We start from the raw sequence: 25,797 nt of genomic DNA, 5'->3' as shown, positions 1-25,797 counted from the left end.
TACTGAATAGTTGATACTTCCTACAAGGTTTGCGCCTCAAATGTCGAGGTTTCGACTTAATTATATGAAGATAGGCGTAATATCCATCAGCTCTGACGTTCTATCCTGAAAGTTTTAATGTCCTATCCATCCGTTCACATTTGCTAACTATTGCTCTTATTAAAATACTTGCTGTATTTTATCTGTAAATATGAATGATACAATTTCAGCTTTATCCAACGCTTGATATTCATATCTTCTTTATATAGTAATGCATCCGTGTATTGCCCTTCTTTCATTAATTGCTTTGCTTCTATTTTTAATTTTTCATTCTTCATGTATTTAAATAGTGTTTTTGAAGGAAGTAGTGACCATACATGCTTCGTCTGGACATATGTTCGTTCATGATTAACCTGGTATAAATAATCATCCACCACATATTGCATTAAATTATACCCGCTTGCGGTCACATAGTAGCTTGAAGCCCCTGCTCGCAAATTCATTTCAAATAGCTTGTATTTCCCGTCCCTTGCATCATATTTCATATCAAAATTAGCAAAGCCCGTATAGCCGATGTCCTCTAAAAAATGCCGAATGGATTCCATTAGCTGCTCATCATAATCGGTCATAACAGCTAAAGAAATACCTTTGTTTTGTGGAGATGGATCTTCGAGTAGCTTGTTGCTAACACACATTAATTTTACTTTTCGATCTCTTCCTACATATACATCTAGAACACGGATATAGGAATCGTCGCCTGGAATAAATTCTTGAACGATTAAGGTGTCTTGATAGCTAGAACGATAAATACAGCCAATGATGTGCTGCATCTCATCTGCATCGTGCACTAGATATATTTTTTTCTTTTCAGGAAAGGAACAGTTCGTATAGGCCACGGTATTGGAGGGTTTAATAATAATGGGATACTGGATTGGAATTTCTCTATTTGAATGATGTTTCTTTGTTATAATGATGGTTTTGGGGTATTTTAACTGATATTTATCACAAAGCCTGTAGAACTTCTCCTTTGTTTGCACCCTATTTAGTAAAGCCTGATCAATGTAAGGTAAAATAAAGTACTTTTCAAGCTGCTCTTTATTTTCAATGATAAGCTCTGCATAGTAGCAGTCACAAACTAATAAAATCAATTTCTTTTGTTGGCACTGCATGGCCAATCCCACTAGCGCTTGTACAAAACGGGTAGGATCATCTAAATGTTCAACGTATTGAAAATCCAGAATACCGCTATTCTGCGTGGCAATTCCCTGTGAGCCTTTCAAAAGGAGTGAGCGCATCGTCCTCCCTTTTTTTGCTGGCTCAATGACAAGACTTTTCATGCGGTAGGCTGCATAAAATGAGCGTGCTACCCCGTACGCATGCTGACCCGATTGTATAATAATAGGTAAAAAGGGTTGTTCTTTAATAGATGTCAATCTGAATCGCCTCACATTATAAAAATGAATTTAATCATTTGTATGCGAGTAAAATTGTACTTATGTAATACGAATAAAAGGCACTACATTGAAGCTTTAGTGCCCTTTACTCAACCTATAACGTCATCATTTTTTTCACTCTCTGTTCAAAGGAGGCAATAGCTTGAACGCCATAACCCTTTAGCAGCTCTGTATTGGCAAATGTATACTTACCTAAATCATCTGGGAAATGTGCATCAGAGGATACAGTAAAAGCAACTCCATGCTCAAGTAAGGTTTGTAAAAAACGAGGACCCGGGCACATTTCCTGTACAGGGTAACGATAATACAGCCCGGCATTGATTTCAGTGGCGGTTTCAGTAGACTTTAGTGCCTTTGCAATACGTTTATACCAAACTTCAAGAAACGCACGATCCTCCACCTGATAATTAAATACTTTAAAATTATCTAAATGGGCAACAAAATCAAACATATTGGAAAGAATCATTTTCTCTACTACTTTAAAAAAACGCTCATAATTTTGTTGTAAAGAGGGTTGATCCATTTGCTCAAAAAGATACTTTGTTTGTGGATTATCAAAGCCCCACCCATCAACAAAATGAACAGAACCAATTACATAATCCCAAGGATAACCTGCTAGCAAAGCAGTTAATTCCTCCTCACCACCAACAAAATAATCTGCCTCTATACCAAGTCTCAGTGTAATGCCATGTTGACGCCATTTTTCCTTTGCCTGCTGAATGGTCGTCACAAAAGCATCCATATTTTCTGTCATCACACGATCCAGCCAATAGCGCTGAATTTGTCCAATTTTACTTTCATCCAGCCTCATAAATCGCTCAAAATAGGCACGCGTTTCTTGAAAACGATATAAGTGATCGACAATCCCCACCTCACGTAAGCCGAGCTGCTTTGCCTGTTCAAGATATAAATCCAACCATTCCTCACTATAACAGCCTTTTTTCACACGTCTTGCTAGACGCTGTAAATGACAAGTTATTTGTTGTTTGGAGCCTTTTTCCGTTTCATCATCCGGATAAAAAAACTCCAGTGCCTGCGATGTACGCTCTAGCCAGCGAAATGAATAAGGTCCCTCTTCTAAATGTACGTGATAATCTATTGTCATCCACTCTTCCCTCCATTACATATCGTCCATTTTTCCTCATAAGCCTGCCATTCTAATGGACAAGTGCTTTCGCAAAGAATTTCTGTACATTCATCAAGATGACAGATTTGAAAAAATGATTTGCCATTAATTTTAGATGCATCGGCTAATAAATAACTCACTTTGCTATGCTTGAGCATTTTCTTTGAAATAAGAGATTCATCCAAATCGTAATCATAAACAATGCCCTCACTCATGCCACCACACGATAAAAAGGCCTTATCAAAATTCATATTATCTAGCATTTCTAACGTCATAGCACCTGCAACAGAAGATTGTTTTGGATTCGCCGTACCTCCTAGTAATATGACCTTGCCTGTCATGCGTCGTTCTTCTATGGCTAAATTAAATTGAATAGCTGCTGCAATTGAATTCGTTACAACTGTTATATCTTCCACAGCTAGTAAAAAATCGGCTATATGTACTGTTGTAGTACCTGTATCTACTGCAATAGTATCGCCGTCGCAAATGCGTTTTGCAGCAATACGAGCAATTTGTCTCTTTGCGTCCTTGTGCATTTGTAGCTTGCGTAAAAATACCGGTTCATTACGTACATTCGTATATTTAATAGCCCCGCCATGAACTCTTGATAATAAATGCTGTTGTTCTAATTCATCAAAGTCTCGGCGAATTGTTTCTGGTGCTACCTGAAGGGCATCGGCAATATTGGCAACAATAATTTTCCCTTCAGAATCTAATTGTTTTAAAATAAATTCAAATCTTTCCAGTTTAGCGTAAGTCATGATAGCGCAATCACATCTTCTTGTGCGACATAACACTTATAGGATTTTCCCATTTCAATCGAATACCCTTGTTGATGCAGTTGTTCCATTGTAAACGCCATTTCTCCTTCAAACGTAGTACGAATAATATTGCCGCTCATTAATGATTGTTTGGCAACCCCAAAGAGACATAAGTCCCCATCTCGTTGATCGAGATGTAACGCCTCAGGTCGTATAGCAAATTTCGTGGCTTGCTCTATTAAAGATGCTCCAAGCATTTTTTCTAAAGTTTGGCGTGGAAAAACATTATAATGACCGATAAAATTAGCAATAAATTCATTATTTGGTTTCGTATAGATTTCCGTTGGCGTACCATTTTGGGCAATGCTGCCATTATTCATGACAAATATTCTATCCGAAACAGCCATTGCCTCTTCCTGATCATGAGTAACTAGAATCATTGTCATATTTAATTTTCGCTGAATTGCTCGTAAATCTACTTGAAGTTTTTTGCGAATTTGAGCATCGAGCGCACTAAGCGGCTCATCTAATAACAGTACTTTAGGTCGGACAATTAATGCACGGGCTAGAGCAACACGCTGCTGTTGACCTCCCGATAATTCTTTCGGGTACGCATTAGCTTTCTCACTTAAATGAACAAGCGCTAGCATTTCATGAACACGCTGCTCTATATCTGCCGTATTAACTTTTTGCATACGCAAACCAAAAGCAACATTTTCGAGCACAGTCATATTAGGAAAAAGTGCATAGGATTGAAAGACCATACCCACTTGACGATCCTTCGGTTGTACGCCACTCATATTTTTTCCTTCAATCAAAATCTTACCTGCCGATGCATCTGTTAAGCCTGCAACAATACGCAAAATCGTACTCTTTCCACAGCCACTAGGACCTAATAGTGTGATAAATTCTCCTTTTTGAATTTCCATATGAATATTGGTTAAAACAGATACTTGTCCATATTTTTTATGCAGCCCTTCAATAACAAGATAACTCATAGATTTGTAGCACCTTTCGATCGTTTCGTTACGATAGCAATGACGAATGTTAAAAGACCCATTAGCACGAGATAGATGAAAACAACAGCACTAGCAATATGTCCACTTGTGCTAAGCTTTTTCATTAAATAAATTTGAACGGTTTCAAAGCGAGAACCTACAACAAGATTAATTAAGACAAACTCACCAAATAAGACAGAGAAGGATAACAATGCCCCTGCAAATAAGCCTGGATAAACGGTAGGCAGTAAAATTTTTGTGAATGCCTGCCTTTTGGATGCGCCTAGTAATTGAGCGGCATCAAGTAGCTGCCTCGCATCTATATTTCTTAAACTATTTCGTGTACCTTGATAGATATAAGGAAGAATTCCCACAACATAGGCACCTAAAACAACAAATATCATCGGTATACCTATTTGGCTATAAACGCGTATAAGCCCTACAGCTAAAATGATTCCTGGAAAAGAATACACCATCACCACTGCCATCTGTATCCATTTTTCATATCTTGGAAAGTATAGGACGATGACGAAAATGGCTGGCACAATGACAAGGAGTGCAATGCTAACTGCCCCCCCTGCTAAAAATACTGAACGACCAAATGCCTGAATAAAATCGGTATCCTGAAACAATGTGGAAAGCCATTTTAGTGTGAGTCCTTCTGGCAATATCGTTTTATTCCATTTTGTTGCAAACGCATAGAGCATTGTTGCTAACACAGGTAATAGTAAATATCCCACGAGCAGAAGGAAAAAGAAATCAGCCAAACCACGCTTTTTCATTTTACTTTCCTCCTTGTTTTAGAGATGCTCCACTCACTGATCAGCATGGCCGTCACCATTGTCACTGCTAATATAACTGCAATGGCACTGGCTAGCTCTGGCTGAGCAAAAATATCACCTTTTATTAAGGAGCCGATACGAATCGCCACTAAATTATAATTACTACTTGTTAATGCATAAGCAGAAGCATACGCACCCATAGCATTGGCGAACAATACACTAAAGGTTCCCACAATTCCTGGGAGCATAACAGGGAGACCAATTTTCATCCAAAACTGCCAGCTAGATGCACCAAGAAGAGCTGCCGCCTCCTTCCACTGTTGCTGAATTCCATCATAAATGGGATATAGCAGCATTAGTGATAATGGCAGCTGAAAGTAAATGTAAATAAGTAACAAACCGCTCCAACTGTATAATGAAAAGGATGTCAACGCCTCAATATCCCATTTGTCAAATAACAATGTAAATAAACCACTATTGCCAAGTAAAACGATAAAAGCAAATGCTAGCGGAATACCTGAAAAATTGGAGGTTAAGTTCGTAAGTATTAAAATCTTCTCCCGTACTGGCTCTGAAAACTTCATCATGGCATAAACTGCAAACAAGGTGATAAGTAACGCAATCATAGCTGAGATAACAGATAATGTAATACTATTTTTAAAACCTTGAAGAATGTAGTCGTTCGTAAAAATTGATTCATACTGCTTCAGAGTAAAGCCCTCACTATTTTGAAAGCTTGTAATGAGCATATATAGGAGTGGTACTAAGAAAAACAGTAATAGTAATACAAGAAAAGGCGAAAGCCAAGCAATGGATTGCCGCTTCGATATCAACACACTCACTTCTTTCTATAAATGACTTGCGGCTCATGGGGATAATAGCCGCTCCTTATAATAAGAGCGACTACTATTATTTAAACCTTTTTTGCTGTAAACACACCTTCTAACAGGAGTGGTACCATATCTTCAGCAGGCTTGATATTTAATAAATGACAGCACAGTGGTGCAACTTGTAATTGAGAAATAATGCCTTCTTTTATGCCAGCCTTTACAGCATCTGAAATGACAAATAGCGGGACATGACGATCCTCATGTGTGGTACCGCCATGATTACCATCTCTTGTCATGCCATGATCAGCCGTAACGATAACCTCATAGCCCAGCGCCATACACTTTGGAATAAACAAGGATAGTAAAGCATCCATCGCTAAAACTCGATTGCGATATTGAGCAGAATCTGCCGTAAATTTGTGACCATCATCATCAACATTCATTGGATGAATATACAGGAAATCAGGCTGCTTTTGAGCCATTAACCATGCTGCATCGGCAAATACATGACTATCTGGATAATGATCCTCAAAATAGAACATACCATTGTCAATTGGTAAATGTGTATCGAGTTGTAGCCTGTCCTCCATATGATTAAATGGCGCTCTATTATAAAGCTCACTCACCCAATAATAGGCGGAGGCTGCTGTAGTTAAACCATGCTCCTTTGCGATATGAAAGACACTTTGCCCTTTCGATAAACGCACTGTCATATTGCTGGTAACGCCATGTACAATAGGGGGTGTACCTGTTAAAATCGTCTCATACAATGGTCTTGATAAAGAAGGCACCTCTGAGCAAACCTTATAGCGAGCAGCTACCTGACGCTCGACTAAATGGTGCAAGAACCCCATATGTGTGCAGGCTGTGTCAAAGCGCAAGGCATCGATAACAATGAGAACCACTTTGTTATTTTGCATGGATTAACACCTGCTCTTGATAGAGTTGAGGGATTTGCTTTGTTGTATCTTCCCATTTCTTTTGGTCTTTAACAGGTTGTGCATTCGTATACATATCAGCAGGTAATAGTAAATCTTTTACATCCTGTGGTAATTTCACTCCGTCCCGAATTGGACGCGCATAGCCTTTTGCTAAATTTTCTTGACCTGCATCAGATAAAATATATTCACGTGCTAGCATGGCAGCATGTGGGTTTTTGGCATATTTATTAATTACCGTTGCATAACCAGAAGTGACAGATCCCTCCTTAGGTATCACTACATCAAAGCGGTCCTCATCAATTTGACGACGATAACCTAATGCATTAAAGTCCCATAAGATCGCAACATCTATTTCACCTTTTTCTAGGTTTGCTACTGATGGATCTCCCTGTAGACGTCCTTGCTTCGCTAATTCAGCAAAGAAATCTATACCTGGCTGGATGTTGGACTCATCTCCACCAAATGCCATAGCCGCTGCTAAGATGGCAAACTGTGCTTGGTTAGCTGTTAATGCATCCCCAATACTTACTGTGTAATCTCCATTTTTTAGGTCTTCCCATGATGTTGGAGCATTCTTCACATTATTTTTATCTGTCAAAAAAGAAATGGTTCCTGTATAGCCAACAATCCAGTGTCCTTCATCATCTTTAGCCCAATCAGGTATTTCATCCCAATAAGACGTTTTGTATGGTAATGTTAAGCCCTTGTCCTTAGCGATTGGTCCAAAAGCAATCCCGACATCTCCAATATCTGCCGTAGCATCATCCTTCTCTGCTTCAAACTTCGCTAACTCCTCTGCACTCGACATGTCCGTATCCTTGTGTTTGATGCTATATTCGGTCCCGAGTTCCTCCCAGGTTTCTACCCAGTTCGCCCATGTATCTGGCATACCGACAGAATTAACAGTGCCCTCTTCCTTTGCTTTTTCTGTAATGTCCTCAAGCGATAAATCCTTGTTTACCTCATTTGCACTAGATGAACTTTCAGAACAAGCTGCCAACATGGAAATAGCTAATGCACCAATTAGACCTTTTTTCCACAGTTTTTGAATTGCCATGTGTTGGACCCTCCATTTGTTTTGCTTTATTTTTATTTGCTTACAAACGTTATGTTATAAAACAAACATTAAGCAAGTATGGAGGTGTTTAGAATATTTAGTAAAAATTATTGAGGAATTATAAATATCTATGAATTTAATGAATAAATGAAGTAGGCTTGTAAAGCTAGCGGGGGAAGATAAGAAGAATCTAAGTATGTGTACGTTTGCTTTACAGACGTACACATACTTAGATTATTTGGAGAGACCTAAAAAATCAGCATATGTATGCGGCTCATTTTCCTTGAGAATTGTTAAAAATGTAAATGCCAATTGCACAACTGACCACCATCTCATATTGTAGGACATTTCAAAACGAGAGGGCTCTAATGAAAAGACATCTTGAAAAATATCTAACGGTTCTATTTGCTCATCCTTTAAAATGGATAGAAAGCCAAGAAATAACGTATGATCTTTAACCTCAATCAATTTGTCCTCTACAAGAGCATCAATATTTTCAGGGTGTTGAAAATTACATTGTGTAGCTACATAACGTTCTAAATCCTGAGCACGCTTTCGGTCTTCACGTTCCTTTTTTTTTGCAATAAAATCAATGACGTTATTCACGTACATCGCCTCTTTTTTTTCTTTTATTGTAGCATTTTTTATAGAAACATTGCCTGAAATAGCCCTTTATCCATTCCGTTTAAATGGTTTGTTTTTTATTAAATTCCTCTAAAAAAGTAGTCAATTTGTGAAATTCCACAGAGAAGACATCTTGCATTCCAAAATATCCTTCTTTTTCATCTATAATAGTGGCAAACTTTTTATAAAGACGGTGAATATAGCCATGATGGCGATAAGCATAAAATTGGACTTCCTTCACTTCTGGGTGTTCTTCTAAAATATGTTTTAGCATTTGTAGAAAACCCTTAACAAAGGATCGACTATTTTGATATTCTTTCTTTAAAAGTGCGCAATCAATAAAAACGATATGTTTATTTTTAAATTGATCTTCTCTTACACCCAATGTATAGCTTGCTGCAGCAAATACTTCCTGCTGTGTATTTTGAAAGAGAAGCAGATTTGTTTCCTCTATCATGACATATAAACTACCAAGTGTATCTAAAATCGGATACATATCGTCAAATATATTTCTATTTTGCAAAAAGAAAACAGCGAATTTTTCATAATCATTATCAGTCTTACACTGCACTATTTCCATTCATCTTCCCCCTTATTTAATTACCCACTCACCATTCACTAAAATCTCTTCGGCAGTACCGTCCTCTCGTATTCCATTCACCTGTAAGTTTTGTGAGCCTATCATAAAATCAATATGGATCATACTATTATTTATGTTTTCTAGGTTTGCACCATCTTCTTTCAAGCCTGAAGTATAGGCTTGCCCAATGGCTAAATGACTGGATGCATTTTCATCAAATAAATTATGATAAAATAGTAGATTGCTCGCAAAGATTGCAGAATCATGAGGAACCAATGCAACCTCACCTATATATCTAGCACCCTCGTCTTTTTGAAGAATACTTTGGAATGCATCCATCCCTTTTTCTGCAAAGAAATCAATAATTTCACCATCTTTAAATGTAAGTGTAAATTGATCAATGATCTGCCCTTCATAAACTAATGGCTTTGTATTTTTGACTATTCCATTTACTCCTTTTTTGAGTGGTGTCGTATAAATTTCTTCAGTCGGCATATTACAAATAAATGAGCTTCCCTTGTCATTCGTTTCCAAGCCATTAACCCAACGATGATTTTGTGGTAGCTCTATTTTTAGATTTGTGTCTTCGCTAATGAAATGTAAATAACGGAAATGCTTTTCATTCAATAACGTGGCCCTTTTATTTAATGTTTCAACATGCTTTTCCCAAGCTTGTAGTGGGCTCTCTTCATTTAATCTTAGTATTTCAAAAAACTTTTCCCATAATTCCTCAAGAGCATTTTTGGGCTCTAAGTCAGGGAAAATAGATGCTGCCCATTGCTCCGTCGGATAAACAATAACAGTCCAACTAACTTGCATTTTAATCAATTTTTCGGTAAAAGAACGAAAAGCAAGTGCAGAAGCATACTCTGCTTTTTCTACCTTAACAGGGTCTATTCCCTCCATATTTTGCAGGTGGGGTGAAATAATATAAAGAAAAGCGGCACCACTACTCGCCATTTCTTCATACCCCTTCACAAGCCAATCTGGTGTATAGGCTAAGCCTTGCTCTGTCATATATTCAAATTCAATTCGAGCAAGCTCTTCATCAATCCACTTTATATAAACATAATGTGCACCATTGAGATAGGCATGTCGGCAAACCCTCCGAACAAAATCAGCAGCAGCTATCGATGCAGAAATCACTAAAGTCTGTCCTTGTTGAATATTAATACCTATTTTTATGACCAATTCAGCATACTGATCTATCTTAGTTTCAAAAGTTTTCATTATAAATTTAACTCCCTATTCAAATAATTTATTGAACACGCCAATGTATTTTTTTACTGATCAATAGATAAGAAAAACAGGAAAAAATAAGTAAGATAAGAACATCTATGAATGTAGAATTGGTCCATCCAACAGTTAACATACCGTGTAATACATTCGCTACATATGTTGTAGGTAACACGTAGGAAATCCACTGCAGAACGATGGGAAGGTCTTTCAGTTCAATCATAACTGGTGTTAAGAAAGTAACAAACATCAACAAAAATTGCGCTACAATATTTGTAAATTGAGGATTTGGAGATAAAAAACCCATTAATACACCAATGCCTACTACACTAAAAATCGCCAATAAAGCAACTGGTAGTAAAAGCCACTCAAAATGAAGATTCACCCCATAAATTTGCTGACCAAACGTAAATACAATAATAAACGAAGGTAAGGAAGTTAAAATACCATAAAACAACAAAGATAAAATAAAATTAACCTTTCGAATGGGAAGGGATGAGTAATATGTAAAATAGCCCCCAAATTTTTGATACGAGATATCCTGCCCTAGAATATTCATCCCCATTAATAGAATACTAAAAATCATATTACCGATAATTAATCGTGCCAATTGTTCAGAGCTAGATTCACCCAGTAAAAATTCTAGAAAAACTAAAGTAACTATTGGGAAAATGGAAGACATTGCAATAATCCATAATAATTGATGCCTTACAATAGCTATTTGTATACGAAATAAAATAAGTAATTCAACAAAGAATTGACTAAAGGCATTCATTAACTATTCACTCCTTTGCTGTTCTTGAAGTAGTGAATAGACATCTTCTAGACTTGGTGGAAACAGAGAGTATTGGTTAATGTTCAATGTCTCATCCTGTATTATTTCAACAATAGTACGAACCATATTTTTCTCGATTAACATCGTGAGTTTTGTATCCTCTACTAATTCTGCTTGTCCAAAATCTTTCAGTCTGTCTTTGATATTGTGAATAGAGGCCTCCTGTGCATAAATTTCTAAACGCATTCTTTGGTCTACTCTTCTCTTTAGCTTTTCGACATGGTCAATGGCTAAAAGCTTTCCGTTATCTATAACAGCTACACGATGAACAACTTTTTCAGCTTCCAAAATATTGTGAGTGACTAAAATAATTGTTGTACCCTTTTGGTTAAGCTCACGAATGATGTCCCATACTAATTTCCGTTTTAATGGATCCAGCTCATTTGTAGGCTCATCCAAAATCATAACGGATGCCTGACCAATCAAAGTTGCTCCTAAACTAATGAGTCTTCTTTGACCACCCGAAAGCTTTGACAATAGCTTATCTCGATAAGCTTCCATGTCTAACCTCAGCAAAATATTATCTGTCTGTTGCTTCGACTCTTTTTTGGAAAGCCCCTTTAATCTACCCGTAAAATAAATGGCTTCCCATGTTTTTAAAAATGATAAAGCAAAAGTCTCCTGTGAATAATAGGCAATCTGTTTCAATACATACTTCGGATTCTTAGATACTTCTTGTTGATGAAATTTCACGGATCCCTCTGTTGGTGCTAACTGTCCTATCATTTGCTTTATCAGTGTCGTTTTTCCTGCGCCATTCGGTCCTAATAACCCAATTATTTCACCTTTATATATAGTCAGTGAAATGCCATTATTTGCTCTAAATTTACCTTTTTTATAGTAGAAAGTTACATTTTCTAATTCATATATTGGTTCAAGCATGGTAAACAGCCTTCCTGGTTAAATTTCAAAAGAGGAGGTCTGACTAAAAAGTCAGACCTTAAGGTAATAATTATTTACCGAAGGGCTTTGTATCCCCTTTTGGAAAATTAACTGGTGGTGGAAACATCATTACTTTTCACCTCACTTTCATTTTTTATTGAGTGAACAACCATCAGATAAGCTAATGATAATCACTACTTATTTTAGATTTTATATTACTCTAAAGTAATATACAACTAGAAAAATAGAAAAATCAGTATTTTCTTACTCTTAGATAATAGCATGATTTATTTATAATTTCTTCTATCCATTAGACCATCTATTCATACCATTCTTTTCTGATACGTTGCTTCTACTAGTAAATTGAATCAATTGTAAAGCAATAACTATTACTTATTCCGAATTTACAAATTATATTACTCATAAATAATATTTAATTAAAAAACAAGATGTTTACTTTCTTTGCCAATAGCATGATTATTTTGCAGAACGTGCTTTAGGCAACATACCCTCTATCAATAAATTCACAATATGTTGGGCTATCTCTTCTGGCTTTTTTTGCTTTGGCAGTAATTGAACAAATGTTAAGCGCTCAATAATACCTATTAAGCACTCTGCAACGATATGTGTATCTAAATCTTTCCGAAAGTAGCCAGCATCTACTTCATAATCCAGATTCTCTTTTATTTGCTTGACGATTTGTGCCTTTATTTCATCAGCCTTTGTCGATAAAGTTAATCCAATCCGTGTTAAATCTGGGTTCTTAGCAAAAAACGCTAATAATTCCTTAACATTATGGATAATACGTTCTCTTACTGTTGCTTGCTCTAATGCAGACTGTAAGCGGCTTTTTTTGGCTAAATCCATCATTCGTAAGCGAAAAAGACTTTCTAATTCTTCAAAAATGGCCTCTTTATTTTTAAAGTACAGATAAAAAGTAGGCTGACTTAATGATGCACTTTTTACTATAGTACTCACCTTCGTTTCATGATATCCATGCTGCGCAAACTCTTTCGCTGCCATTTCAAGTAATAATGCGCGACTTTCTTCTCCACTTGCGCCTTTAGGTCTACCTCTTTCTGCCATAAAAAAAACCTCCATTTAAGTACCCTTAAAACTTTTTTCTATAAAAAAAGCCCTTTATAAGGATAGTTAGTTGTAAAACCTTACTTCCATTAAAAAGGACTAAATTTATTACTAGGGTAACATGAAGAACTTCATTAGGGCAATGACTTTGATCTCTGCCTGAAGTAAATTGGAAAAAATAAACTGCTACTACATCCTCATAACAGGAATAGTGATTGTCACTTTTCCTCCACCCGTTATCGAATCATTAGCGAGTGTTATTACCCCATCATGCTTTTTAATGACTGACTCTGCAATATAAAGCCCCATACCATGATGATTTGTTGTATTTCTACTTGGGTCTCCACGATAAAATTGTTTGGTAGCCTCTTTTATATCTTTTAATGAAAAACCAATCCCACTATCTTTCACTGTAAAATGAATAACATCCTCCTTTCCTTCAACAGATAAAGTGACTTTGCTGTTATTTGGTGTGTGCTCAACTGCATTGACAATCACATTTAATAGAGACCGATAAAAAAGCTCTTCCTCTATCATAATGGAAGTAGGTAACCTGATCTTTTCTACACTAACTTTAAGATTTTTTTCTAAAGCAAGTGCCTTCATTTGCTGTTCTAGCTGTTGAATAAATGAAGCCAGCTCTACAGTTGTTTTTACACCACCAACACTTTGCTCCATATTGGAAATATCTAATAATTGCTTTGTGAATTTTTCAATTTCTAGCGTATTTTTTAATATATAAGTGTTGTATTCTTTTTGTACTTCATCTTGAACAGTATCCAATAAAAGTTCCGCATTTCCTCGAATAATCGTAAGAGGTGTTTTCAAATCATGGGCAAGGGCAGAAATTTGTTCTCTGCGCGCGCGCGCTGCTTGCCATTGTTGTGTCAATGAAGTATTTAATGCTTCCTTCATCTGCTCAAAAGAAAGTGCAATATCATCAATTTCTCGAATCCCAGATGGTTTTAAATGAAAATCTAAATTTTGATGTTGGATTTTTTCAATGGCTTCTTGTAAGCCCATCATTTTTCGTTTAAGTCTTCTGCCGAAATGCACAGCAAGCACCGTTGCCTGTATGATAACGCCTATAATAAACAATAGTAAAACCGTTAATTGAGGATTAGGTAAATATTTTCTCATAACGGGTATGCGATACTCAGGGACTAAACCATAGCGTAAAATGCACACTTCCTGTTCTCGCTCAACGAATGCATAAAATCGAGCATTACTTTTCGTCTCTCCCTTCTGCTTTAAACGCCATGCATGGGAAGCCTCTTTATCTGTTAAAGTACCAGAAAGAAATTCACCCTTATTAGAAATCACTGCGTAGTCTACAAGATCAGGGATCATCTCGTCCGTTACCGAGCTGCTTGTAGCAATTCTGTCTTTTGCTAAAGTGATTTGTGTCTCTGCATAATTTGCAGGTAAAATAATATTAGCTGAAAAGGCAAACATAAATAGACCTATTAATAGTGCAACTAAAATAATGATGCCAATGCAAAGAAAAAATAAATATCTCAAGAAAAATGTATGCAGATGTGTTCCTTTCCTCGGTTTTACGGTTTCCACTTATAGCCAATCCCCCAAACCGTATCAATGACTTCTATATCAAATGCATGTAGCTTTGAACGAATATTTTTAATATGCTCTGTTATCGCTGTACTGTCACTTTTGCCATCAAATCCAAAAATTGTTTCGTATATCTGCTCTTTTGAGAAAACCTGACCACGATGCCGTGCTAAAAATTCACATATTTCATACTCACTTTTAGTTAGCAGGACGCGCTCATTCTGAACCAACAGTTCTTTACCAGAAAGATTAAAGTGAACTTTATCGCTATAAAGGATGTTCCGCTTTTCTCTGCTTTCCCGTCGGATATGCGCATTCACCCTTGCCCGTAGCTCTCCAATGCCAAACGGTTTAATCAAATAATCATCTGCGCCTAGGCCTAAACCATACATCACATCTTCTTCTAAGGATTTAGCTGTAAGAAAAAGAATAGGGCAATCTACAGCATGCCTAATTTGCCCACACAATGTAAAGCCATCCATAATAGGCATCATCACATCAAGCAAAATTAAATCAAAGGAACCTAAATCCATCTTGCCTACTTCTGTCGGTTTAGACACAATGGTTACCAAGTGATTATCTTTATAAAGTGCATTTTTTATCAGCATTAAAATATCCACTTCATCATCCACTACTAATATATTTGCCATAATTCACCCTCTAATTTTCAGATGCTCTACCTTCCCATCTCCAAAACCATAAACAAGACAGCGTAAAAGTCAATAGGATACCCCCTAAGCACGCCATTATGCCCGTCTGGATACTTGTTTCGAGCAATGTTAAATTTGTTCCTGTCGATGATAAAATCCATAAAGAAACAAAATGACCGCTCCATCCATAAGGTAAAAAGGGCCAAATACGATCCCCTAAGCCTGTAAGCAATAGGGCGACCAGCAGAGCTTCTACAATACCTAAACCAATCGAAGCGCCTTTACCAAATTGGAAGCTTACAAATAAATGTAACATATAGAAAATCACATGACTGCCGAATAGAATACAAGCAGCCATACTATAAAATGAATAGCCCAAATCTACTTCATGTAATAGTTCTCTAAAGCCAAAACTAAAAATAGCTATAGATAGAGAGATGGCTCCAAAGCTAAACAATAATAATAAGATAAGCTTGCTCATATATGTCTTTATTTTTATGTTTGTTGTAGCTAGCATACCTTGAAAACGACCAGCGTTTGCTTCCTGCTCAGATGCCATAGCACATACTAATCCTATAATAATTGGTAGTCCACAAGCCAGCCCCTGAAAATAGGCAGTTACTTTTCCTTGAAAATTCCATGGCGAATAGGAATAGTAGGCTAAAAATAGCCCAGAAATAGCAAGGGGGACAAGTATATGTGTCAGCAAAAAAGGTGTTCGTTTTGTTTTAAGGCATTCCACTCTTATTAATCGTAACATGTCCATCCGCTATTTCGCCTCCCTTTTTGTGAACCACTTCGCCGTAAGAAAGCTAATCATCATAAACCAAGCTAATGCTATCAGTAAGCCTGGAAGTATAACGCCTTTATCCAATAAAGGACTACCTTGGGGTACTAATAGACCATTTGGTAATATGCCAAGTGTCGAACATAACAAACGAGGACCAATCGCAAATGGATAGTAATACCACATTTCCCCATCTGCAAAGGCAACAATCCCTACGATATTGGCTACTACATTGAGTAAGATGGTCAAATAGGTACCTAGTTTTGCTGCTAAGAAAAGACATAAAGGTATTTGCCACAAAAACGTCAGGAAAATAACAAAAGTACTTAGTAAACTGCTCGCTATTGGTAAACTATGACCAAATAGCAAGCCTCCAGCCGTAATTCCTCCAAAGAAAATAATCGTAATCAGAAAAAGCCATATGCTTGATGTTACTATTTTTCCTAGCCAAATCCTTTTAAGATCAAGTGGTAAGGCAAGAATACTATGGTATTTTATTTTTTTATCCTTTTCGATCACTAAGGCACAGCAAATCGTCAGTGCACCTGGCAGAAGCATCGTATACCACCAGTTATAAGCTCCTGTTTGAAAATATTCACCTCCCATAAGTACAGCGCTTATAAGTAAGGTTATAAGTGGCGTAAGCCAAAGTAATTTGGGAATAAAAGTTCGCTTCCATTTTAATTGTTCCGCTTTCATAATGGCTATCATGCTAGCAACCCACCTTTCTATTGGTGGCAACAACCTGCATGAATAGTGATTCTAATTCCTGACCTTGCGGTGCTGGTCCCTGATAGCCAAGCTTGCCATCAGCAATAATGCCAATGTCATCCACAACCTGTTCCACCTCTGACAAAATATGACTAGATAAAATCACAGTGATGCCTTGCTCTGGAAATGAGCGAATAAGCTGACGAAGCTCCTGTATACCAATAGGATCAAGTCCATTTGTAGGTTCATCTAAAATTAACAGCTTTGGCTTGTTTAGCAACGCAATCGCTATACCTAATCGTTGCTTCATACCTAAGGAAAACTGCCCCGCCCGTTTTTTTCCTGTATTCGTTAAATCTACAATTTTTAATACTTCTTCAATACGACTTTGCGGTAGACGTAATGCTATCGTGCGAACTTGTAAATTTTCCGTTGCTGTTAAATTATCATACAGGGGAGGTGTTTCAATTAACACGCCGATGTCCTGTAAATCATTTCGTGTCCATGTATGTCCATTAAAAATGATATTCCCAGCATCTGGTCGTAACATACCTGTCATCATCTTTAATGTTGTGGATTTCCCCGCTCCGTTTGGTCCAAGTAAACCGTAGACCGTATTACGTTGGACTTCTAACGCTACATTATCCACAATTTTTTGCCCTTTGAACGACTTATTAAGATTTTCTGTCTTTAATATCAAGTCTTTCTTCATTAGTCATCATCCTTTCGATGACCTTAGTGTAAAAAAAAATTATAAGGATTTTATAAGGATTCAATATCAAAATACTCGCGGTAGCTATGCGTTTACCCGCGATGGATCACTAAATACTCGCGATTCTTTCATCAAGCATAAAAAAAGCATTTGGAATGACTTCATTCCAAATGCTTCGATCTCATCAATTTTACATAAATTCTTTTACTAAATCATTAAAATCATTTTCGCTCATTTTGATATCGATATCTGTTAACGGTAACTCAGAGTAGCCAGGTACTTTTTCTTGATACGACGTTGTTTCCGTATCATGATAAATAATGCCTGTTACTAACCCCTCGTGTTCCATCACTGTACGCATTGCCATACCACGATCTGAGTGATCATAACCTTCAACATCTGCTAATTTTGTTAAATTTTCTTTAAACCAATCATATGTGTTCACTTTGTTATACGTTACACAAGGTGAAAAGACATTGATAAATGAGAAACCTTTATGGTTAATACCAGCTTCAATTAGTGCTGTTAATTCTTTAATATCTGTAGAGAAGCCCTGCGCCACAAATGTTGCACCACTTGTTAACGCTACCTCTAATGGTTTCAATGATGGCTCAATCGCTCCACCTGGTGTAGATTTTGTAATAAATCCAGCAGCTGAACGTGGAGATGTTTGACCTTTTGTTAAACCATAAATTTGGTTATCCATTACAATATAAGTTATATCAATATTACGGCGGATGGCATGAATTGTATGCCCCATACCAATAGCAAATCCATCACCATCACCACCAGAAGCGATAACATGTAAATCACGATTAGCCATTTTCAAACCCTGTGCAATCGGAAGTGCACGACCATGAATACCATGGAACCCATAAGAATTGATATACCCTGAAATTCGACCTGAACATCCAATTCCTGAAATGACAGCAAGTTCATTTGGTTCTATGCCGACATTTGCAGCAGCACGTTGAATAGCTGCTTGTACTGAGAAGTCTCCACAGCCTGGGCACCAGTTTGGCTTCACTGTATTACGAAAATCCTTAAATGTTGCCATTAGCGAGTCAACTCCTTCACACGATTTTCTAATTCACCAGGCAAGAATGGTGTACCATTATATTTAGTGATTGTCGCGATTTTATCGTGACCACCAACATTCATCTTCATAATATTAGCTAATTGACCTGTATAGTTATTTTCTACAACGATCACCTTTTTCGCTTGTGCAACAAGAGGTGCTATTTCTGCAGATGGGAATGGGTGAATTAAACGAATATGGGCATGATTCACTTTCATTCCTTGTGCATTCAGTCGTTCTTGCACTTCTTCAATAGCTCCTCTTGTTGAGTTAAAGCCTACTAATAAAATATCGGCTTCCTCATGTGGTGCATTAACAAAGACTGGGTTATCAAATTTCAAGCTCTCTAATTTGCGGAAGCGTTTATCCATTTGAGTTTGGCGATTACCCGTTGCCTCAGATGGCTTCCCTGTTTCATCATGTTCAACACCTGTAACGTGATGAATACCATGCAATGTACCTGGTAAGACACGAGGTGAAATGCCATCTTCTGTATCTTCGTAACGCTTGAAGTAGGCTTTATCTGCCGCTTCCTCAAGATCATCCATCACAATTTTACCGCGACGAATTTCAATTTTATTATAATCAAATGGCTCAACAGATTGTTTACCTAGAGATAATTGTAGATCTGTCATTAAGATTACTGGTAATTGTAATTCCTCTGCAATGTTAAATGCTTGGATCGTATCAAAGAAAGCTTCCTCCATTGTAGAAGGTGCAATGACTACTTTAGGAATTTCTCCATGAGTACCGTAAAGCATAGCCATCAAGTCAGATTGTTCTTGCTTAGTTGGTAACCCAGTTGAAGGGCCTCCACGTTGTGTATCCACTACTACTAAAGGTTGCTCTGTCATACCTGAAAGACCAATTGCTTCCATCATTAATGAAAGACCAGGACCAGCAGAAGCGGTAAAGGAACGTACACCGCCAAAGTTAGCGCCAATAGCCATTGTTGCTGCTGCAATCTCATCTTCCGTTTGGATGACCGTTCCACCGAATTTCGGCAATTTTTTAATCAAGTATTCCATAATTTCAGACGCTGGTGTAATTGGGTATGCTGCCATAAAGCGTGTCCCAGCAGCTAATGCACCAAGTGCTATCGCATCGTTCCCAATCATAAACATACGACGTTTACCATCTGCAGGTGCAAGCTCCCATTCGCCTATACGATCAACTAACAGCTCATTCATAATTTGACGACCACGTGTAATGGCTTCCATATTTTTTTGTACGACTTCTTCGCCCTTTTTACCAAAAATATCATCGACAACATTTTGGAATACTGCGTCTTCTAGGTTTAGCAATGATGCAGTTGCGCCGATAGCCACCATGTTTTTCATTAACGAAGTACCAAGCTCTGCTGCTACTTCTGTAAACGGTACTGCAAATAATGGTGCTTTTGAATCCACTGGTTTAACAGGATCAAATTTTGCATCGGCTAAAATAATACCCTTTTCTGTAAGCTCTTTATAATTGACATCAATTGTTTCTTGATCGAATGCCACTAAAATATCTAAATCATCCGCAATTGAACGTACTTCTGTTGGACGAACTGTAATTTTATTATTCGTATGGCCACCTTTAATTCGAGAAGAGAAGTGACGATAACCGTATAGGAAATAACCTAGACGATTCATTGCCATTGAGAAAATCTCACCTGTACTCTCAATCCCTTCACCCTGTTGCCCACCGACTTTCCATGAAAGCTGATGTAACATGTCAACAACTCCTTAAATCCAATGTGTACTATTATTTTTCCTTCATAAGTTTAACACGAAGAAACCGTCTGGACTATTGTTTCTCCACGATTTAGGCGAAAATCAGACCTTTGACTGAAAATCCTGTTCATAAAGTTGTAATTTTCAAATCTAAGCAAAATCACGCCCCTATTTCAAGTGACATCTATCATATGTAAAACAGGAAAACGAAAAAATGCTCCGCCACCATATTATGTGACAGAGCATTTTACTTCATTACTTTTTATCGAATACGTTTTTCCACTAGCAGCTTTAATGCTGTTCGTTCTTCTCCAGCAATCAAAATATCGGCAAACGCCGGCGCGCAAATTAAATCTGTGCCACTTGGCGCTACAAATCCGCGTGCAATGGCCACTGCTTTCACGGCTTGGTTAAGTGCACCTGCCCCAACTGCTTGCATTTCTGCCTGCCCTTTTTCTCTGATTACCGCGACTAATGCACCTGCAACTGAATTTGGATTAGAGCGTGATGATACTTTTAATGAATCCACAATTATTCCTCCCCGTTTCGCGAATAGTGTTTACGCTCAACAACTCATGTCCCCCTTTTTGGACCTCAAGTTATTGTCCGTAGCACATTTTATGCTCCGCAAAACGGAAATAGACTAGTTTGACAAAGAAACCTATATCCCCGTAAAAGAAACGTAAAAAAACATTCTTCGACTTATCTACCCTTGAAATGGATAGTCTTCATTTATATAAATGCGTTCACAGGCAATAGCTTTTCCTGTTCGATCATCCATCTCGACAAAGAAACCACTCAAAACCTCTCGCCCTTTTTTCGGAACTTCAAAACGAGATGGCATGTTTGTTTGGAATTTATAGATGACACTTTCCTTCGTCATACCTAAAATTTCATCGTACGGCCCTGTCATACCAACATCCGTGATATAAGCCGTACCTTGAGGGTAAATTCTTGCATCTGCTGTTTGCACATGTGTATGTGTCCCAACAACCGCTGAAGCCTTTCCATCTAAATGCCAACCAAGAGCGATTTTTTCACTAGTCGCTTCAGCATGAAAATCCACGAAGACAAGTGGAGATATTTGTCGAGCCTCTGCAATCAATTGATCTGCCATTGCAAACGGATCCTCATGTGGCGGTAAAAATACGCGACCATGTAAATTAATGACAGATAATGTCACGCCATTTTTAGAAATCTGGACCATACCTTTACCAGGTGCTTCACTTGAAAAGTTTGCCGGACGGATTAAGTAATCCGCGTCATCAATAAAATCAAAAATATCTTTATTGTCCCATGTATGATTCCCCATCGTAATAACATCTACACCCATTTGTAGCAAGCTATTATAAATATTACGAGTAATCCCTCGTCCTGCCGCAGCATTTTCCCCATTTGCAATCACAACATCTGGATTATACTTCTTTTTTAAGCGAGGTAAATATTTTTCCACCGCATCTCGACCAATTGAACCAACAATATCACCAATAAATAGAACTTTCATTATGCAAGACCACACTTTCTCTAAATAACATCTTTTAGTTTACCATCTTTGCTTTGGCAATCGCAAAGTAAATCGCAAGCCTTACCCCATTTACACGTTTAAATACCAGTTTATTTAGGATTTCTGGATGGGAAATTGTGCATCTTTTTTATTAGAGGAGTCCCCATTGGTATTGAGTTGCCCTATAAAAAAAGCGCCTAATTTCCATTTACTCATTATATATGTTATACAAATGGAGCAACTGAGACTGACAATAAATGAAATGGCAATGACAGAAAATACACTTAATGTTTTGATAAAATTCGTTAAAAAAATTTTAAGTAGGCTATTAACTAGGGGATGTAATAAATATATACCGAAGGAATAACGACTAATAAAAATGATAAATTTCGGCATTTTTCTTCTGTTACTCGCGATGAAAAATAACAGAAAAGCTACACTGAATGTATAAAGGATAACGTCTATTCTCTTTGAATGAACTTCCGTAATAATACCTGATAATTGAGTGGTTAGCAAAAGACTTACTGTGATTAGTAATACTGCTAGTAACAAATAACGAAAACGCTGTAACCACGATAGAAATTTATCATAATTTTTTCCACAGTAATAAGCTACTGCAAAATAAGCAATCCACGCAGGAAATGGCATCTTATTAAAAAAATCCCATTGTAAACTAGTATACGCTAAATCAGGAAAATACTTAAATGGATCCAAAAAATTAAAAAAGGCTAAGTAACCAAAATTAATGATAAAAGCAGTCATTATTACTTTATAGGCAGGGTATCTTGAGGCAATAAATTTCACAAAAAATGGATGAATGATATAAAACTGAAAAATGATCACGATAAAATAACCATGGAAATCACCTTCCAAATAATTTAGTAGTAGTTTTTTGGCAAATTCAATAGAAGGCGATTCAATTGATTTAAGAACGGCATCAAGTAGTCCAATAAAAAGAAATGGCGTTAACATATATTTATAACGTTTTACATAAAACTTTTTCGGCAAACGATCTGAATAGGAATAGGCAATGACAAACTCTGAGATAAATATAAAAAGAGGTGTCCCGAACATAAAGATCAGCTGAATAGATGTCAGGATTACGAATAGTGGACCTTCTTCTATGTCATACATGTTCAATGCCAACGTAACACTATGCATTAACACAATCCCTAAGCAAGCAACGTATCGTAGTAAATATATTTCTTTGACTTCTCGCTTCATCACCCTCACCTGCCATTTCAAAGGAATCAATTTGCCTTTCAATTATGCTACTTACCTTACTCAATGCAGGGATAAAATTATTTACTATTGGTAGTTGTTCTCTTTAATTGCACCAAAATATCTCGCATTGTTTGAGGCTCAATAATAAAATTACCTACTAATAAAATAAACATCGTCCACAAGGAAATACATATAGCGGCTACAAGCCATGAACCTGCAGATGTAATATGGAGCTCGATAAAAAATATAAATGGTATTGCTGCAGTAAGTGCAAAAATACTATTTTGCACAATTTTTTTGACAGTATCTTTAGGTGAATTTTGTAAAATCTTTTTAGAAGAATAAACGATTAAATCATAAGTACGATAGCCGTATGAGCAAATTCCTCCCAGTAATATTCCTTCTGCGCCAAAAAACTGTACAAAAACAAGAGAAACTACAAGGTTGATTAATGCTTCCATAATGGCACGATTTTTCGTCTCTCTAAAATGGCCTGCAGCATTCACTAACGTATTGGCAGGAATCCGAATTGTATTCGCTACTCCTACAATGACAAACAATATTGCTAACCAGGGTCTTATGTAATTGGCATCTTCAATCCCTGCTGTATAAATCGTTATAAATGGCAATATTAAAATAGCTGTACATGTGTAACTAAAAGCAAGAATGCCATAAAAAATATATTCAAAATGATGAAAATATTTCCGAAGAACGTCCTTATCCTCTTTGACAAGAATGTCGCCAAAAGCTGCTAATATCGCCCCTGAAAAAGTGGATATAAACAATGTGACTGCATTAAACACCATACTATAAACTGTAAACACACTGACTTCTGTTAAGCCCAGAAAAATCGTTATTAAAATAAACGGCGTGTTAAACACCACTAACGAGGCAATTTGATGAATTAAAGCATCCCATTTATCTTTAATTGCTAACGTATTCGCTTGTTTTTTACTATTGAAATATGGATATTTCTTTTTAACATACAATCTTAAAAAAAGAACATCCAGTAACAATAAGGCACTTGAACTAGCAACAACTATGACGATGGAAAAACCAAATGCTATCAAAGTAACTGACAATAGTGCACTCGCAAAAAGCAACATTGTTTGAATGCGAAAAATAACATAGTTTTTTTGATCTGCCGACAGTAGAACTAAATATTTCCCTATAAAAAAATACTCCCACATGCCACTAATCCCCAAAATAAGTACCATGTAAAGAGCCGTTCGCGGATTCACTTCATCTCCTACTAATAACGGATAACAAATAGCCAAAATGGCGACTAATCCAACAAAGACATAACCCGAACGTCTATAAAAACGATTAGTCGCTGAAAGAATTCCATTTATTTGGTCTTTATCACCCTTTGCTAGTGGCTTATAAAGTGCCACTATCGATGCATTACCAACCCCAGCCTCTACTATTTTTAAATAACTTAAAAATTGCTTAATCGACGAAACAAGCCCGTTTGTAGCAGAGCCGTATGTTGTCATAAATAGTCGAGGTAAAATGAAATTAATAACCGCTGCTACAACTTGTAGTAATACATTAGACATTAAATTTAAAACTACTCTCTTAGTTCTCATGCTGGTAAGCACCTTTTCTTTTAGTAAAAGTAGGAATTAAACCTTTGCAATCACTGATCCGCCGATTAAGCCTATTCAACATGAAAAGTAAAAGAATTTGTTTTTTCTTTAATAACCAAGTATAGATCTTTGATTTGAGCGGCATATTTGTCATCCGAATCGCATGCAACGATCCATGAAACGCTTCATGAATCAACATTTTCTTAATAAAGGTACGCTTTTCATGTAAACGCTTATGGTTGAATCTATTCAATTCATTATTCACCGCTGCCATCACTAAATAAGTAAAATAATACTGAAGTTGTTCAGCAAAATTAGGAACCTGGTCTGCTTTCCTGTACTTTAAAACTTTCAATTGTTCATACAACACAAGTATTTTTTTAAAAAACATCTGATCATAACTAGCCGTCATGGAAGAAGAATGCTGACGGTAATGGTAGAGATACTGATTTTCTAATATATAAATACTTTCTGCATCAAGTAAGCTAGGATATGTACAAGCAGCATCGTCCCCCATGCAAATTTGATCATCCACATCAAAGAGATTTTTCTCTAATAGGTCTCTTTTAAATATTTTATTAGATAAAGAAGGATATAAGCCAAAACGGTAATACTCGCCCGAATATAGCATAATTGGATATACTTCTTTTTCCATTCTATCCTTCCTGTACAAACCAGGCGAGACAAGCTGTGATCTCTTCACTTCTTGAAGTGGATAATTTTCTACAATGTCACAAATAACAATATCTACATCAAAAACACGTGCAGTATTACATAATGATTTATACATATCAACTTCAATCCAATCATCACTATCTACATAACCAATATACTGTCCTTTGGCGACCCTTAGCCCTGCTTTACGGGCACTGACAGCACCACTATTTGCTTGATGAATGACGGTAATTCTTGTATCAGATTCGGCATATTCATCGCAGATTACTGAGCAGCTATCAGTCGAGCCATCATTTACTAATATCAACTCAAAATCTACGAATTCCTGTCTCAGAATACTATCAAGACACATTTTTAAGTAAGGTTCCGTATTATAGACGGGGACAATAATGCTTAAATATGGCACTCA

The 25,797-nt window shown here is 36.9% G+C and carries 26 protein-coding genes; all 26 read right to left on the bottom strand.

Annotation, left to right across the window (positions count from 1 at the left end; all coding sequences use genetic code 11):
• Window positions 1-143 precede the first annotated feature (143 nt).
• The 26 genes from AC1RFD_RS00790 to AC1RFD_RS00665 all read right to left on the bottom strand — a co-directional run bounded on the left by AC1RFD_RS00790 (window position 144) and on the right by AC1RFD_RS00665 (window position 25,794).
• Window positions 144-1,412 (bottom strand): carboxylate--amine ligase, encoded by a 1,269-nt coding sequence (locus AC1RFD_RS00790; RefSeq protein ID WP_492474410.1) that lies wholly within the window; start codon window positions 1,410-1,412, stop codon window positions 144-146.
• Window positions 1,413-1,527: 115 nt separating this feature from the next.
• Window positions 1,528-2,538, bottom strand: coding sequence for a histidinol phosphate phosphatase domain-containing protein (locus AC1RFD_RS00785; RefSeq protein ID WP_492474409.1), 1,011 nt, complete (start codon window positions 2,536-2,538; stop codon window positions 1,528-1,530).
• The gene (locus AC1RFD_RS00780; protein WP_048391482.1) at window positions 2,535-3,320 is read right to left on the bottom strand and encodes a DeoR/GlpR family DNA-binding transcription regulator; all 786 of its coding nucleotides are present in this window, start codon (window positions 3,318-3,320) and stop codon (window positions 2,535-2,537) included. The genes AC1RFD_RS00785 and AC1RFD_RS00780 overlap by 4 nt, the downstream gene beginning before the upstream one ends.
• A complete protein-coding gene (locus AC1RFD_RS00775; protein ID WP_374805840.1) occupies window positions 3,317-4,318 on the bottom strand; it encodes an ABC transporter ATP-binding protein in 1,002 nt (333 codons plus the stop codon). Before AC1RFD_RS00775 ends, AC1RFD_RS00780 begins: the two co-directional genes overlap by 4 nt.
• Complete coding sequence (locus AC1RFD_RS00770) at window positions 4,315-5,100, bottom strand: ABC transporter permease (RefSeq protein WP_048391486.1); 786 nt, start codon at window positions 5,098-5,100, stop codon at window positions 4,315-4,317. Before AC1RFD_RS00770 ends, AC1RFD_RS00775 begins: the two co-directional genes overlap by 4 nt.
• Complete coding sequence (locus AC1RFD_RS00765) at window positions 5,097-5,942, bottom strand: ABC transporter permease (RefSeq protein ID WP_181574653.1); 846 nt, start codon at window positions 5,940-5,942, stop codon at window positions 5,097-5,099. The genes AC1RFD_RS00770 and AC1RFD_RS00765 overlap by 4 nt, the downstream gene beginning before the upstream one ends.
• 71 nt (window positions 5,943-6,013) lie before the next feature.
• Window positions 6,014-6,850, bottom strand: coding sequence for an alkaline phosphatase family protein (locus tag AC1RFD_RS00760; protein ID WP_492474408.1), 837 nt, complete (start codon window positions 6,848-6,850; stop codon window positions 6,014-6,016).
• Complete coding sequence (locus AC1RFD_RS00755) at window positions 6,840-7,928, bottom strand: ABC transporter substrate-binding protein (protein WP_492474407.1); 1,089 nt, start codon at window positions 7,926-7,928, stop codon at window positions 6,840-6,842. The genes AC1RFD_RS00760 and AC1RFD_RS00755 overlap by 11 nt, the downstream gene beginning before the upstream one ends.
• 234 nt (window positions 7,929-8,162) lie before the next feature.
• Window positions 8,163-8,540: an ELKS/Rab6-interacting/CAST family protein gene (locus AC1RFD_RS00750; protein WP_227744978.1), complete on the bottom strand. Its 378-nt coding sequence runs from the start codon at window positions 8,538-8,540 to the stop codon at window positions 8,163-8,165.
• A gap of 73 nt (window positions 8,541-8,613) precedes the next feature.
• Window positions 8,614-9,132 (bottom strand): hypothetical protein, encoded by a 519-nt coding sequence (locus AC1RFD_RS00745; RefSeq protein ID WP_054550553.1) that lies wholly within the window; start codon window positions 9,130-9,132, stop codon window positions 8,614-8,616.
• 12 nt (window positions 9,133-9,144) lie between these two features.
• Complete coding sequence (locus AC1RFD_RS00740; RefSeq protein ID WP_054550552.1) at window positions 9,145-10,362, bottom strand: aminopeptidase; 1,218 nt, start codon at window positions 10,360-10,362, stop codon at window positions 9,145-9,147.
• Window positions 10,363-10,390: 28 nt separating this feature from the next.
• Window positions 10,391-11,143, bottom strand: coding sequence for an ABC transporter permease (locus AC1RFD_RS00735; protein ID WP_004225875.1), 753 nt, complete (start codon window positions 11,141-11,143; stop codon window positions 10,391-10,393).
• 3 nt (window positions 11,144-11,146) lie between these two features.
• A complete protein-coding gene (locus tag AC1RFD_RS00730) occupies window positions 11,147-12,085 on the bottom strand; it encodes an ABC transporter ATP-binding protein (protein ID WP_054550551.1) in 939 nt (312 codons plus the stop codon).
• A gap of 477 nt (window positions 12,086-12,562) precedes the next feature.
• Window positions 12,563-13,171: a TetR/AcrR family transcriptional regulator gene (locus AC1RFD_RS00725; RefSeq protein WP_333880296.1), complete on the bottom strand. Its 609-nt coding sequence runs from the start codon at window positions 13,169-13,171 to the stop codon at window positions 12,563-12,565.
• A gap of 189 nt (window positions 13,172-13,360) precedes the next feature.
• Window positions 13,361-14,740: a sensor histidine kinase gene (locus AC1RFD_RS00720; RefSeq protein WP_492474406.1), complete on the bottom strand. Its 1,380-nt coding sequence runs from the start codon at window positions 14,738-14,740 to the stop codon at window positions 13,361-13,363.
• The gene (locus AC1RFD_RS00715) at window positions 14,728-15,390 is read right to left on the bottom strand and encodes a response regulator transcription factor (protein ID WP_403019760.1); all 663 of its coding nucleotides are present in this window, start codon (window positions 15,388-15,390) and stop codon (window positions 14,728-14,730) included. Before AC1RFD_RS00715 ends, AC1RFD_RS00720 begins: the two co-directional genes overlap by 13 nt.
• A gap of 10 nt (window positions 15,391-15,400) precedes the next feature.
• Window positions 15,401-16,156: a lantibiotic immunity ABC transporter MutG family permease subunit gene (locus AC1RFD_RS00710; RefSeq protein ID WP_403019762.1), complete on the bottom strand. Its 756-nt coding sequence runs from the start codon at window positions 16,154-16,156 to the stop codon at window positions 15,401-15,403.
• A 3-nt stretch (window positions 16,157-16,159) separates the two neighbouring features.
• Window positions 16,160-16,888 (bottom strand): lantibiotic immunity ABC transporter MutE/EpiE family permease subunit, encoded by a 729-nt coding sequence (locus tag AC1RFD_RS00705; RefSeq protein ID WP_048391501.1) that lies wholly within the window; start codon window positions 16,886-16,888, stop codon window positions 16,160-16,162.
• Window position 16,889: 1 nt separating this feature from the next.
• Entirely contained in the window at window positions 16,890-17,600 is a 711-nt protein-coding gene (locus AC1RFD_RS00700) for a lantibiotic protection ABC transporter ATP-binding protein (RefSeq protein ID WP_333880294.1), read from the bottom strand.
• A gap of 190 nt (window positions 17,601-17,790) precedes the next feature.
• Window positions 17,791-18,657 carry a 2-oxoacid:ferredoxin oxidoreductase subunit beta gene (locus AC1RFD_RS00695; protein ID WP_004224896.1) on the bottom strand — a complete coding sequence of 289 codons (867 nt, stop codon included), beginning with the start codon at window positions 18,655-18,657 and terminating at the stop codon, window positions 17,791-17,793.
• Complete coding sequence (locus tag AC1RFD_RS00690) at window positions 18,657-20,396, bottom strand: 2-oxoacid:acceptor oxidoreductase subunit alpha (protein WP_259950902.1); 1,740 nt, start codon at window positions 20,394-20,396, stop codon at window positions 18,657-18,659. Before AC1RFD_RS00690 ends, AC1RFD_RS00695 begins: the two co-directional genes overlap by 1 nt.
• A gap of 262 nt (window positions 20,397-20,658) precedes the next feature.
• Window positions 20,659-20,925, bottom strand: coding sequence for a stage V sporulation protein S (locus AC1RFD_RS00685; RefSeq protein ID WP_004224903.1), 267 nt, complete (start codon window positions 20,923-20,925; stop codon window positions 20,659-20,661).
• A 177-nt stretch (window positions 20,926-21,102) separates the two neighbouring features.
• Window positions 21,103-21,900 (bottom strand): TIGR00282 family metallophosphoesterase, encoded by a 798-nt coding sequence (locus AC1RFD_RS00680; RefSeq protein WP_048391507.1) that lies wholly within the window; start codon window positions 21,898-21,900, stop codon window positions 21,103-21,105.
• Window positions 21,901-22,014: 114 nt separating this feature from the next.
• Window positions 22,015-23,124, bottom strand: coding sequence for an acyltransferase family protein (locus AC1RFD_RS00675; protein ID WP_281216818.1), 1,110 nt, complete (start codon window positions 23,122-23,124; stop codon window positions 22,015-22,017).
• A 77-nt stretch (window positions 23,125-23,201) separates the two neighbouring features.
• Window positions 23,202-24,713 (bottom strand): lipopolysaccharide biosynthesis protein, encoded by a 1,512-nt coding sequence (locus AC1RFD_RS00670; protein ID WP_492474405.1) that lies wholly within the window; start codon window positions 24,711-24,713, stop codon window positions 23,202-23,204.
• The gene (locus tag AC1RFD_RS00665; RefSeq protein ID WP_048391513.1) at window positions 24,703-25,794 is read right to left on the bottom strand and encodes a glycosyltransferase; all 1,092 of its coding nucleotides are present in this window, start codon (window positions 25,792-25,794) and stop codon (window positions 24,703-24,705) included. Before AC1RFD_RS00665 ends, AC1RFD_RS00670 begins: the two co-directional genes overlap by 11 nt.
• Window positions 25,795-25,797: the final 3 nt, after the last annotated feature.

Source organism: Lysinibacillus sp. GW823-FHT02G10 (assembly GCF_058797135.1).
Note: the sequence above shows the minus strand (reverse complement) of the source record. Positions and strands in the feature narration are given on the sequence as shown.